The sequence below is a fragment of the Paenibacillus tuaregi genome (assembly GCF_900086655.1).
Classification (GTDB): domain Bacteria; phylum Bacillota; class Bacilli; order Paenibacillales; family Paenibacillaceae; genus Fontibacillus; species Fontibacillus tuaregi.
In genome coordinates, this window is the sequence record NZ_LT575476.1 from 3,962,615 (window position 1) to 3,975,411 (window position 12,797).

Consider the following 12,797-nt stretch of genomic DNA (forward strand, 5'->3'; position numbering starts at 1 on the left):
AGAGGACCATACCGTATCCGGTTTGGTCAAATTGGGTGGCACCGCGAGTCTAAGCGCTCCTCGTCCCAACGTGGCGAGGGCGCTTTTTGTATTTTTACAGACGAAGGAGCGGTTTATAATGTTGGATGTACGTTGGATTAGGGCACATGCGGATGAGGTTCAAAGGGTCTCGGATCAGAAAGGAATCCGGGTATCGGTCAGAGAGTTCCTGCAGCTCGAAGAAGAACGGCGGAGAGTCATGCAGGAAACGGAACTGCTCCGAAGCCGCCGTAATGAGTTGTCCGTGCGGATTGGGGAAGCCATAAAGCTGGGACAGAACCAAACTGCTGATAGCTTGAAGGAGCAGGTCAAAGAGGACCGTATCCGGTTGGATCAGCTGGAAGCGCAATTGAACGGGCTGAATGAACGGTTTTACACCATGAGCCTGCTGATTCCTAATATCGTATCTGCGGATACACCGGTTGGGTTATCGGATGCCGACAATGTGGTGCTTCGCACCATCGGAGAACCTACAGCCTTTGACTTTCCTATGAAAGACCATGTGGAGCTTGGCCAGCTTCACGGCCTCATAGATATCCCACGCGGAGTTAAGACGTCCGGCAGCCGCAGTTATTATCTAAAGGGAGCTGGCGTACTGCTGCACCGGGCAGTACAGCAGCTGGCGCTGGATATGCTGATAGAGCGCGGCTTTACACCGCTGGAGGTGCCGCTAATTGTCACCACCGAGGCGATGGTTAATACGGGATATTTTCCATTGGGGCAAGATCAGTCGTATCATATTGAAGATGAGGACAAGTGGCTTGCAGGCACATCAGAGGTTCCTCTGATTAATTATTATGCGGAAGATATCGTGGACGTGGCTGCACCCGTCCGGCTCGCGGCTGCTTCCACCTGCTTCCGCAGTGAAGTTGGCTCGGCAGGCAGAGATGTTAGCGGATTGTACCGTGTACACCAGTTCTCCAAGGTCGAACAGATCGCCATAACAGCAGCTGACCCTGATCTGTCCGAGCAGGTTCTGCAGGAGATTACCCGTAATGCCGAGGATCTGCTGCAAATGCTGGAGCTTCCGTACCGGGTGATGGCGGTCTGCACCGGGGACATGTCTCAGAAGACTTACAAGCAGTACGACATCGAGACTTGGATGCCCAGCCGAGGAGCTTATGGGGAGACACACTCGTCTTCCAATCTGCACGATTTTCAGGCACGAAGGGCAAATATCCGCTACAAGGACCCAGCCGATGGGAAGCTGAAGTTCTGCCACACTTTGAATAATACGGCCGTGGCTACTCCTCGGATTCTGATCCCTCTGCTCGAGAATCATCAGCAGGAAGACGGCTCGATTACAATTCCGTCGGCGTTAAGGAAATACATGAACGGAATAGAAGCACTGAAGGTACATCTGCCGGAATAGTAAACTTGGTAGACATTAAATATGTCTTCTCCAAACTAATGTTTTACATTTTTTCCACTAATGATAAGTGTAACTTATTCGGGATTCGCTACGGACAGCCTGAAGGAAGTAATTAACCGAAAATTTGAGAGGACAGCTCTGAAGACCGCTTATGCGGTCTTTTTTTCATACAGCTCCCCCCTGTGTACAGGCAACATAACATAATACACAATCCGCTAAGCCTTTTTAATTAGGAAGAGCACTCAGGACAGTCTGCCATTCAAGTCACCACCTCGTCTCTCTACAGCCTTGACTTCAACCGATTTACAAACTTCCTGGCGATCTGTGAGGAATACTTGCCCTCTGGATGAACCCAGCCGTAATAAACAGGCTTGGAATCTGGCAGGTCGAGTGGAATGATAACGGTCATCTCTTCTGGGTAAGCCAGCTGGGAAATGAAAGAGTAATCGAGGCCGATAGTGATGGCAATTCCGTCTCTGACCGCATTTTGGATGGCTTGTGTGTTATTTGTGGTGAATAGAATCTCCGGGCTTCCAAACTGCCCGATGAACCGTTCCATGTACCATTTGATATAGTCATCATCATACAGGACCAGGGTCTGGGTCAACAGCTTTTCCGGTGTCATCTTCCGGCAAAGGGCTATTGGGGATCTCTTGCTCACCGCGGCCACAATATTCCCCTCAAGCAGCTTCTCAAACTTCAGTCCGCTCCCGCTGAGCGAGAAATGCTCAAATAAAACCATCAGCCCGATATCGATCCGGTGATGGGTAAGGTCCTCCATAATCTCCTTAGGCCCCTTCTCCACCAATGTGATTTTCACCTTGGGAAAATCCTTCTTAAACTGGGCAACCACATCCACAATCAGATGCATGGGACCCGGTATCGTTCCAATCCGCAGCTCTCCGCTTAAGGAATTCGTATAGCTCTGAGCTTCTTCCCGGATCTCCTGGATCTGATGAATGATTTCTGCGGCCTTCCCAATGATGACAAGCCCTTCCGCCGTTGGCACCGCCCCCTGTCCCCTCGCCCTGGAGAACAAGCTGAGCCCAAGCTCTTCCTCCAAGGAGGACAGGGCCTGGCTGATTGCCGGCAGCGTCACGTGCGCATTTCGCGCCGCTCCTGTCAGTGAGCCTGCCTTGGCAATTTCAACAATATACTCAAGCTGTTCTAAATTCATCGTTCATCCCGCCTAATTAATTATTGCTTAACTATTAATAAGAATAACTAAATTTTATTTAAGAGACAAATGTATTAAATTATATAGACAAGAGATGGTAACACACATTTATACCTTAGGAGGATGATCAAGATGAGTACACAACGAGTTGCAGTCATTACAGGCGGAGCCAGCGGAATCGGTAAACAAACTGCTTTGAAATTTGCGAGCAAGGGCGACCGTGTGGTTGTGGCAGACTTCAATGAAGAGGCCGGTCAAAAAGTAGTGGAAACGATCAAATCCCAAGGCGGGGAAGCGATCTTCGTGAAAACGGATGTAACCAAGTTCGAAGACGTGGAAGCTCTGGTGAACCAAGCCGCCAAGACTTATGGAAGACTCGATGTGATGTTTAACAATGCGGGAATTGGTGGAGCAGGTCCTGTACTGGATCAAAATATGGACCGCTACTACCAGACCATTGCGGTTAACCAGCATGGGGTTGCCTATGGAATTATTGCCGCAGGCCGCAAAATGAGAGAGCTCGGCATCAAAGGGGTTATTATCAACACAGCGTCCGTCTTCGGCTTCCTTGCTTCTCCTGGCACCTTCGCTTATCATGCCACCAAGGGCGCCGTTATTATGATGAGCAAATCGGCAGCACTTGAGCTGGCCCAATTTGGAATCCGGGTTCTCGCTGTAGCACCTGGTGCGGTAGATACTCCTATTATTCAGGGTTACAAAGACTCGGGTATGATCGAGAGCATGAAATCCAAAGTCATGGGCAACAAATTGACCCAGCCGGAACAGGTTGCCGATACCGTATATCTGCTGTCTCTGGAAGAAGCCAGCGCAATCAACGGCAGTGTCGTTATGGCTGATGAAGGCTACGCCTCCTTTAAATAAAGGAAGCAAGGGACGAGCACCTTCTTTTATTCAAAAGAAACGAAAGACCGCTTTGGCTTACGCCTCTGCGGTCTTTGTCATATTAACTGTTCTTCCTATGGACTGTACAGGTTTTACTATGCTTCAGACTTAAAGCACGCTTTCAATCTCTCATAGGTGTGTGAACGCTCCCGTAAGAACGGGGCTGCCGCCGTATATGGAACGACTGGCGGTTAACCATTACGCTGAGCTTCAATCCGCTCAGCCAGTTCATTCAAGTAAGTCCACCGCTCCATCAGCCGCTCCAATTCGGCTTCGGCCTCCTGCTGCTCCCGCATCAGCTCCTGAAGACGGGCAGCGTCGCTTGCGGCCTGCTCCATGTCAGCTGCGAGTTGGCTCAACCGCTCTTCCGCCGCTTCAACCAGGCCGTCGATGGCCTCGTATTCCCGCTGCTCATTATAGCTGAATTTGACTTTTTCCTTGGAGCCAGCGGGCTGTGCAGAGGCCGTACCTCCACCAGACGCCTCTCCTTTGCTCTTCGCCTGGGTCTCGCGTCCGGCCTGTTCCTGCTTCACATTCTCTTGGCTGGTCCGGCGAAGACGCTCCTCGTAATCGCTGTAATCCCCCACATGAACAGCCACTTGGCCTTGTCCTTCAAAGGCCATAATCTTGTCCACGGTCCGGTCCAGGAAGTACCTGTCATGGGAAACAACAAAAACTGCACCAGGAAACTCATCGAGATAAGCCTCCAGTACCGTTAGTGTCTGAATGTCCAGATCATTGGTCGGCTCATCGAGAAGCAGCACATTGGGCGCTCCCATAAGCACCCGCAGCAAATACAACCGGCGCCGCTCACCGCCAGATAATTTGGCGATTGGCGTCCACTGCATAGCCGGATCAAACAAGAAACGCTCCAGCATCTGGGAAGCAGTAATCCGGGAGCCGTCCGCAGTCGTAACGACCTCTGCTTCTTCCTTGATATACTCAATTACACGCTGCTCCCCGTTCATTTCCTGATGCTCCTGCGTGAAGTACCCCAGCTTTACGGTCTGTCCAAGCTCGACATTGCCTTGGGATGGCATAAGTTTACCGGCTATCAGATTGAGCAGGGTCGACTTCCCGCTGCCATTAGGCCCCACAATGCCAACCCGGTCACCAGGCACAGCCGTATAAGTTAAATCATGAATCAGAGTCCGCTCTCCTGCCGCATATCCTAAATGGGAAATCTCCAGAATCTTGCGGCCGAGCCTTGTCGAGGCCACCGAAATGTCCACCGAGCCGCTCTTGTGCTCGGTCTTCTGGTTCTGCAGGTTCTCGAATCGCTCAATCCGGGCCTTTTGCTTGGTGCTGCGGGCCTTGGCGCCTCTGCGGATCCAAGCCAGCTCCGTTCTCAGCAGATTCTGCCGTTTCTGCTCCGCTGAAGCTTCACGCTCCTCACGTTCGCTCTTCAGCTCCAGAAACCGGCTGTAATTGGCCTCATAACGGAAGAGGCGTCCATGATCCAATTCGAGCATGACGGTGGCCACCCGGTCCAGGAAATACCTGTCATGGGTAATCATCAGCAGCGCCCCGCGCCGTTTCTGCAAATATTGCTCCAGCCAAGCAACAGAATCGTTATCAATATGGTTCGTCGGCTCATCCAGAATCAGCAGTTCCGAAGGCTGAATCAAGGCGGAGGCAAGCGCAACCCGCTTCCGCTGTCCTCCTGACAAGGTCCCCATACGTCTTCCGAAATCGGTAATGCCCAGCTTGGAAAGCACACTCTTGGCCTCGCTCTCCAGCTGCCAGAGTTGAAGACGGTCTATCTCTTGGCTTAGTCTGGAGACTTTATCCTGAAGAGCAGTGTCCGCGGGTGACTCCTCCAGCATCTTCAGCGCCTCCATATATTGATAGACAGCCGCAAGCTCAGTGCCGCCCCCTTGAAATACCTGCTGCAGCACCGTCATCTCTGAATCATAGTCTGGGTTCTGCGCTAAATAACGGATGCGCACATCGTTCCCCACCGCAATCCTGCCTTCGTCGGCAGGCTCCAGGCCGGCAATCACTTTTAGGAAAGTGGATTTCCCTGTACCGTTGACCCCCACCACGCCGATCTTGTCCTGATCCTCCATCCCAAAGGAAGCCCCTTGGAACAGCACCTTCTCACCATAACTCTTGGAAATTTGTTCAACAGTCATAATATTCATAATTGGTTTCCCTACTTCAGCCCATGTATTTTGAAACGCCTGCCGTTATCAGCCACTTAATCTCCCTGAGTCTCAGGAAGCCTGCAGCCGTACAAAAATAAACGGGAGGCGAAGTGGATATTCTTGGTTAAGTCTTCCTTCGTAAAAGCCTGGTCGAACAGGATGTCCATCTTCAGGCGGTCCAGCATGCCGATATAAGACTTAGCGTGCAGATGAGGCTCTGGCACACCACCCTGTTCGAGAATACGAAATACTGCGGCCATATAACTCCGCAAGAAATTCTCCATGAGCCTCATCAGCTCCGGGTCATTATTGGGCGCCATAAAGAACAGCTTCGTATGACCCTTGCGCTCATAATAATACTCCAGATGGTGTTTGGCAATAAACTGCAGCTGCTCTTTTATATTGCTGCAGGCCGCAAGGCCGTCCTCAAGACGGGTGAGAAACTCATTGAAGTCCCGCTCTGAGACGGCGGCGAACAGCTTTTCCTTACTTTTAAAATAAATATATACCGTGCCTTTGGCGATTCCCGCAAGCTCGGCAATTTCTGAAATCTTGGTATCATAGAAGCCTTGCGAACCGAACAAGGCGAATGCCGCGTCCAGTATAGCCTTGTATTTATCTCCCTGGACCTCACTCATATTCGTCACCCTCCTATGATGCAATAAAACCAATTATGAATGCGATCAGCCCGCCCATCAAGGAGCTGAGCAAATTGACCACATCGTTGTTCATAAACGTAAGACCTCTGGAAGGCACCGTGTCTACACCGCAGTGTACGGGCACTTCCACCTCACGCCCGCATACTGGGCAGCGGTACATGCGCTGCAGGCTTGCGCCAAGTACAGAGTCGGTGAACGCCCCGGCAAGACCGCCGATTCCTCCGGCGGCCAGCCAAATCCAGAAGCTCCCGCTCTGGAGTCCGCCCGCTCTAAGCAGCAGCCATGCCCCTGCGCCGATTACACAAGCACCCGCCGCCGCTGCTGCGCTCCCCAGCCAGGATACGCCTCCCGAGGTTCCGGGAGCTAGCACCTTCCACGTTAATACGGAGCGCGGGGGTCTTCGGCTTAATCCGCCGACCTCTGTAGCCCACGTATCTGCGGTTACGGAAGCCATGATGCCTATAAATGCATAGGCCCATAACGGTTCAGGCCATATCCAGTTAAGCAGGCATACAAGCATGCCAAGCCCTCCGTTAGCCATGACCTGCCCCGCATCACGGCGCCCGGTTTTGGCATAGGACTTCTCAAGCTCTTCCTTGCGGCGCCCCTTCCACTTGGAGAGCAGCGTAGAGGTAATGAAGAACAGCAGCAGCGTGCCGAACCAGAACACATTCCCGGCACCATAATAAACCGTGCCCATAATTACAGCCGCACACATGCCTGATAATGTAAGTGAGTTCTTATAAAAAGCAGCGCCGGCAACCGCCAGCGCACAGATGAAACCAATCAGCCAGGCCACCCGCTTATCCTCTCAGCCGGATCGTGCAGCTTCCGAGCACATCCTGATCAAGGCTAAGTTCAAGCTTGTCCCCATCCGACACCGGGCCCACTCCTGCTGGAGTACCGGTATAAATAAGGTCGCCTTCATCAAGTCCATAATGATCCGCAATGTAATCTGCGATCTCCTGAAGGGAGAAAATCATATCCCCGGCATTTCCTTTCTGAACCGTCTCGCCATTTCTCTGAAGCGAGAAATAACGCAGACCAATCTCCTCCGTCCCCGGGAATGCAACATATGGGGTTAGTGGCGCAGCGTTGCGGAAGCCCTTGGACGCAGTCCAAGGATGTCCCTTCTTCTTCAGGTCGTTCTGCACATCCCTAAGCGTGAAATCAATACCAAGAGCCATAACGTCCACAAGCTCATTCACGGAAATTCCGGGCACATAGGTACGGGCAATCCGCAGCACAAGCTCGGCCTCATAGTGAATTTCCCCGCGGTCACCTGGCAGCTCTACAACCCCCCCGTCCATAGGAACTACCGCATGTGAAGGCTTTAGAAATATCATAGGCTCTGTCGGAACGGCATTGCCAAGCTCCTCGGCGTGAAGCCGGTAATTCCGGCCCACACAGTATACATTGCGTACTATGGATCTCATCAATATCTACTTCCTTCCCCATTTTAAAAATCCGAATCTTGTTCTGGGCACCTTCCCGTTTATAAAGGTATCCTGCCAGACATCCGGGCGGTTCGTACAGATCATGATTTCAGGATGCATCTCCGAAATCCGCTTCATTGTCTTTGCGTCATCAATCGTCCAGGCCATAATCTCTACTCCAGACTGTACCGCACGGGAAGCAAATTCCGCTGTCAAATACCTGTAAGAAATAGACAGGAAGTCACTGCCAAGGTCCTTGAGTCGTTCCAGCAAATCGGCCGGTCTTCCGTCGATAATAAGTCCTGTCCGCATTCCCGGGTCAATCTTCTTCACTTTGCAAAGCGCTCCTGTGTCGAAGGAGGTAAAGACCACATCCTGCTCCATCCCCCGTTTCTTAACTGCCGCAACCATTCTTTCTTCCAGACCCGGGTATTTATCATTCTCGGTTTTGATCTCAAGATTAACCTTTAGACGACCCTGGACCGCTTCAAGGAAGCGGTCCAGCGTCACCAGTCTTTCACCTGCATAGTCAGGGGATTTCCAACTCCCGGCATCCAGGCGGCTGAGCTCATCCCAGAGCGCATCCTTCACAGGGCCCCTGCCGCTTGTGGTCCGGTTCAAGGTATAGTCATGAATGAGAAAGGGTACTCCGTCCTTGGACAGCTGGACATCCACCTCAATCCACTTGACATAAGTGTTCTCCATGGCCAGCTTTACTGCTGCCATCGTATTCTCCGGCGCTATGCCCGAGAATCCCCGGTGTGCCGCGCAGTAATCTGTCATTCTAGGGTTCCTCCTGTCTTCAGCCGGAGTTGCTGCCTGCAATCAAATCTCCGGCATCCGGTTTGGTCATGCCAAGACTGGTATTATTCTTCGTTGCTTTGAAATTTCCGTTGGCGTCAATATTGACGCCAGGGGACAAGCTGTCAATTTCCTTAATCAGCTTGGCTCCGTCAGCGGCATTCTTAGGAACAGGCTGACCGATTTCCGTGAAATAAGGAATCATCCGTAGATCACAATTGCCCTTGGTGGTGCAGCGGGCCTGAAATACTGCCGTGTCCCAGGTTTTTGGACGATTCGTAGCTTTGGTGAAGATAAAGTTCCCTGTACTGTAAGCGATCCACTTGCCTTTATATTGCTCTACACCCTGAAGAACATGCGGGTGCCCGCCTATCACCAAATCGGCCCCCGCTTCAATAAACGAATGGGCGAGTGTGGTCTGGTTGTTGTCGGGCACGGTGACCCTTTCCTTGCCCCAGTGGGCCACTACAATAATAAGATTCGCCTTTTTCCGGGCATCTTGAATCGACTTGACAGCCAAGTTCGCATCCTCATTGTAGACACCCGCAAGCCCCGGTCTCCCTGCTCTTGCGTTCCATCCAAGCTCAGGAAGCACCCGGGTGAAGCCAAACAGGGCAATCTTCATGCCCTTCCGTTCTATGTATACCGGAGCATAAGCTTCATCACTGTCTCTTCCAGCGCCTGCGAACGGGATATTGTTAGCCTTCAGATGGTCCAAAGTATCCAGAAGCCCCTGTTCCCCTTGATCAAGCGTATGGTTATTGGCTACGTTCACCGCATCGACCCCTGCGTCCTTCATGGCCTTAATCGCATCCGGATGGGCTTTGAAAACAAACTGTTTGTTCTTTGCACCAATGCCTCTTGTGGTCACCGGGGTCTCCAAGTTAAGGATGGTCAAGTCATCCTTCTGAAACAAATCCTTGACGTACTTGAACGGATAATCAATTCCGTTCTGATTCATCTTGTCCGCTACTTTACCCGAGAAGATCGTATCTCCTGCAAAATTAATCAGCAAAGTCTCCTTAGCGTTCTTAGAGGTTTGGATTGACGAACCGTTATCCGAAGTGTCCGTGTCCGGTGTATTCACGGCGCTGGAGCTGTTGCTGCCTGAAGTATTCTGGCTGTTATTCTTAGGAGTGGTCAGGTTATCTACAGTATCACTTGGACTAGCGGCTTCCTGCATGTATTTGTTGTTCAAATAAGTAAATGTGACAACAAGTCCAATAATTACAATTAACGTCAAATTCACAAGCGCCCAGAACCGGCCCTGACGCTGCTGTTTACGCTTCTTCTCGGCGCTATACTTTTGCGATCTCGGCTGAAGCATAATTCACTCCTTCAATTCTATTAAATTTGAGGCAGGCAACCCGAAATCTATTATATCAGGTAAATTTGTTGAACTAAAGCAACATTACTGTATCCTGTTGTGCAAAAAAGCCAATTCCCAAGCCTCATAAGCGAAGATATGCGCAATAAGTGGGGAAGATAACCGGAATAGTGTGCGGGTGTACATACCTGAGGATAAAAAAGTGAAATAATTCTGACGAAACAGAGCGTTCGTCTTTGTGAACGGATTGCTTCCATATTGAAATGGTTTAGATCAAGAAATCCGTGCACAACAGCGATCTTAAAGAACAATTCATCCGGATGTCTTCATCCGTACAAGAAGATTTGCTCCGTTAAACTGTTCTCCATGCGTCTTACCCAATGATCCGTTAAGTAGTCCGATAAAATGGAGCAGTTCCTCTCTACCACTGCTTGGCTGAGAAAGCAGCCTTAATAGAACCAAAAGTGACCGTGCAGGTATTGACTCTGCACGGTCACTATTAATGATATGGAGTTATCTATTCAGGTGAGTAAGGCAATCTGCGCTCTTAACCCCAAAGTTACTCCCCCACCATTCTCTGGGCGAGTTCCTTCGCCTGCTTAATACAATCCGGCAGTCCAACCCCTTCAAAGGCCGCCCCGGTAACATAAAGTCCGGGCGCCTTGGAGCCAAGCTCCTTACGAAGGCTTGCAATTTGCTCCAGGTGGCCGACCGGATACTGGGGCATGGATTTAGGCAGCCGGGTAATCTCCGAGAACAGCGGCTTCGCCTGGATTCCCATAAGCTCCCTAAGGTCCTTCAGGACCAGATCGGTTAATGCATCATCCGGAAGCTGCACATTCTGCTCATCCCCGGAGCGGCCCACATAACATCTCAGCAGCACCCGGTCGTCCGGACTGGTATGCAGCCACTTCATGGAGGTCCAGGTACATGCCGTAATATTGCGTCCTTCCTTGCGCGGAACCAGGAACCCGGAAGCGTCCAAGACGCCTTCAAGCTCCTTCTTCTCAAAAGCAAGCACGACGTTCGCAACCGAAACGTAGTTAATGGCCTTAAGCGGGCTGACATCCACAAACGGCTCCAGAAGCTTGGCAGCACTGAAAGCCGGAGTTGTAACCACAACTTGATCTGCCTCAAGCACTTCGCCGTCCGTTAGGAGGACCTCATAACCGCCCTTGCCGCCGCGGCGGATGGAAGCCACTTCGGTCTCCAGGCGCTGTTCGACATCCGTAAGCTCGTGGACAAGACCATGAATCAACGTCTGAAGCCCCTGTCTGAATGTGAGAAATGCGCTGCGCTTGGTCCCTGTATGCGTCTCTACCGGCTTCTTGCCGGTCATCATGCCGCGCATCAAGCTGCCATGTGCCCGCTCCACTTCACCGAACTGCGGGAAAGTGGACTTCAGACTCAGATTGTAAGTATCCCCCGCATAAATGCCGGCTAGAAGAGGCTCGGTCACATTGCTCAGCACTTCCGCGCCCAATCTCCGCTCGATAAAATGCCCCAGAGACTCATCCTCCGTACTCTTGCGGGCCGGAATGAGGAAGTCCATCAGCGCACGGATTTTGCCACTCCAGGATATCAGTCCGCTCTTAAGAAACGGCCCCAGCTCTGTAGGAATCCCCAGCACCAGACCGGGCGGCATCGGATGAAGTTCGCCGCGCTTGACGATATATGTCTTCTTCGCTGCCGGATTCATGGATACGAGCTCATGATCAAGCTCGAGCTCCTTCGCCAGATCAATCATCGCCGTCTTGCGGGCGAGGAAGGAATCCGGTCCTTTCTCAATGACGAAGCCGTCCCGGTGAAGCGTCTCGATTTTGCCGCCCATCGATCTTCCCTTCTCCAGCACCGAGATTTGGACAGGAACTCCCTTCTCCTTATAGAACTTCCGGATATAGAATGCCGCACTCAGCCCGGTAAGTCCTCCCCCAACGATTACAATCTTCCTAGCAGAATCACTCATAGCTTGTTCATTCCTCTTCCCATGCTTTGATTATGACGTCGCTAAGCGTCTCCATATACAAAGGATCGGTGTTTAGCGCATCCGTGCGCATTAGTCTCATATCGAGCTCACCGGCCACAGCCTGCGCCTCGATATCCAGATCGTAGAGCACCTCCAGATGATCGGATACGAATCCAATCGGTGCGACCAGCACATCCTCAACCTGCTCCACACTTAGTTCACGCAGGGTATCCAGAATGTCCGGCCCGAGCCATGGCGTCGCCGTACGACCTGCACTCTGCCAGGTGAACTGCCAGTTCTTTACGCCGGCCCGATCAGCCACCGCTTTAGAAGTCTCAAGCAATTGATCCTGGTACGGGTCTCCCATTTCAAGAATTTTCTCCGGCAGGCTGTGCGCGCTGAACAGCACTCTCACACTGTCCCGCTTCGCTCCAACCTCTTCGAATTGGTCCAGCTTCTTGCTCACGCGCTGGGTCAACGCCTCAATCAGCTTCGGATGCAGGTGATAGCTCTTCACAAAAGAAAAACGGATTCCATGTTCAGCGGCTTTCTCCTCCGCACGCTTGATATATCCCCCAACACTCATAATGGAATAGTGTGGCGCAAGCACAATTCCAACAGCTCGTGTAATTCCGTCCTTGGCCATCTGCTCAACCCCATCCTCGATGAACGGATAGGCATGCTTGAGACCTTGATAACATACAAACTCTACATCCTTGTCCACGGAATCGCGGTTCAGAGTCATCTGAAGCGCTTCAACCTGGCTGTCAGTATTCGCTCTAAGCGGGAACACCCCGCCAACGATGGCTTCATAGCGGTCTTTCAGTTCCTTCAGCTGCTCTTCCGATGGCGGGTTCCCCCGGCGGATATGGGTATAATAAGCCTCGACCTGATCCAGGCTTTCGGGAGTGCCGTAGGACATGACAAGTACACCGATTTTATTTTTCACGGATTCAATTCACCTCGGTAA

At 51.6% G+C, this 12,797-nt stretch carries 11 protein-coding genes; 2 read left to right on the plus strand and 9 right to left on the minus strand.

The window, feature by feature from the left end; translation table 11 throughout:
* Nucleotides 1–118: 118 nt before the first annotated feature.
* The gene (gene serS, locus BN6628_RS17755) at nt 119–1,411 is read left to right on the plus strand and encodes a serine--tRNA ligase (protein WP_068619716.1); all 1,293 of its coding nucleotides are present in this window, start codon (nt 119–121) and stop codon (nt 1,409–1,411) included.
* A 280-nt stretch (nt 1,412–1,691) separates the two neighbouring features.
* On the opposite strand, the gene BN6628_RS17760 is transcribed toward serS, so the two are convergent.
* A complete protein-coding gene (locus BN6628_RS17760; protein ID WP_068619717.1) occupies nt 1,692–2,588 on the minus strand; it encodes a LysR family transcriptional regulator in 897 nt (298 codons plus the stop codon).
* A gap of 132 nt (nt 2,589–2,720) precedes the next feature.
* On the opposite strand from BN6628_RS17760, the gene BN6628_RS17765 reads away from it, so the two are divergent.
* Nucleotides 2,721–3,470 carry an SDR family NAD(P)-dependent oxidoreductase gene (locus BN6628_RS17765; RefSeq protein WP_068619718.1) on the plus strand — a complete coding sequence of 250 codons (750 nt, stop codon included), beginning with the start codon at nt 2,721–2,723 and terminating at the stop codon, nt 3,468–3,470.
* Nucleotides 3,471–3,682: 212 nt separating this feature from the next.
* Here the strand turns inward: BN6628_RS17765 and BN6628_RS17770 are convergent, their stop codons facing one another.
* The 8 genes from BN6628_RS17770 to hemH form a co-directional block, all read right to left on the minus strand.
* Nucleotides 3,683–5,635 carry an ABC-F family ATP-binding cassette domain-containing protein gene (locus tag BN6628_RS17770; protein WP_068619719.1) on the minus strand — a complete coding sequence of 651 codons (1,953 nt, stop codon included), beginning with the start codon at nt 5,633–5,635 and terminating at the stop codon, nt 3,683–3,685.
* 56 nt (nt 5,636–5,691) lie between these two features.
* Nucleotides 5,692–6,276, minus strand: coding sequence for a TetR/AcrR family transcriptional regulator (locus BN6628_RS17775; protein WP_068619720.1), 585 nt, complete (start codon nt 6,274–6,276; stop codon nt 5,692–5,694).
* A gap of 13 nt (nt 6,277–6,289) precedes the next feature.
* Nucleotides 6,290–7,096: a DUF92 domain-containing protein gene (locus BN6628_RS17780; RefSeq protein WP_068619721.1), complete on the minus strand. Its 807-nt coding sequence runs from the start codon at nt 7,094–7,096 to the stop codon at nt 6,290–6,292.
* A gap of 4 nt (nt 7,097–7,100) precedes the next feature.
* Nucleotides 7,101–7,733 carry a fumarylacetoacetate hydrolase family protein gene (locus tag BN6628_RS17785; protein WP_068619722.1) on the minus strand — a complete coding sequence of 211 codons (633 nt, stop codon included), beginning with the start codon at nt 7,731–7,733 and terminating at the stop codon, nt 7,101–7,103.
* 6 nt (nt 7,734–7,739) lie between these two features.
* The gene (locus BN6628_RS17790; RefSeq protein ID WP_068619723.1) at nt 7,740–8,516 is read right to left on the minus strand and encodes a glycerophosphodiester phosphodiesterase; all 777 of its coding nucleotides are present in this window, start codon (nt 8,514–8,516) and stop codon (nt 7,740–7,742) included.
* 19 nt (nt 8,517–8,535) lie between these two features.
* Entirely contained in the window at nt 8,536–9,861 is a 1,326-nt protein-coding gene (locus BN6628_RS17795; protein WP_068619724.1) for a CapA family protein, read from the minus strand.
* Nucleotides 9,862–10,420: 559 nt separating this feature from the next.
* Nucleotides 10,421–11,827, minus strand: a complete 1,407-nt coding sequence (gene hemY, locus BN6628_RS17800) for a protoporphyrinogen oxidase (protein WP_068619725.1) — start codon at nt 11,825–11,827, stop codon at nt 10,421–10,423.
* Between the two features lie 7 nt (nt 11,828–11,834).
* Complete coding sequence (hemH, locus tag BN6628_RS17805) at nt 11,835–12,776, minus strand: ferrochelatase (RefSeq protein ID WP_068619726.1); 942 nt, start codon at nt 12,774–12,776, stop codon at nt 11,835–11,837.
* Nucleotides 12,777–12,797 lie beyond the last annotated feature (21 nt).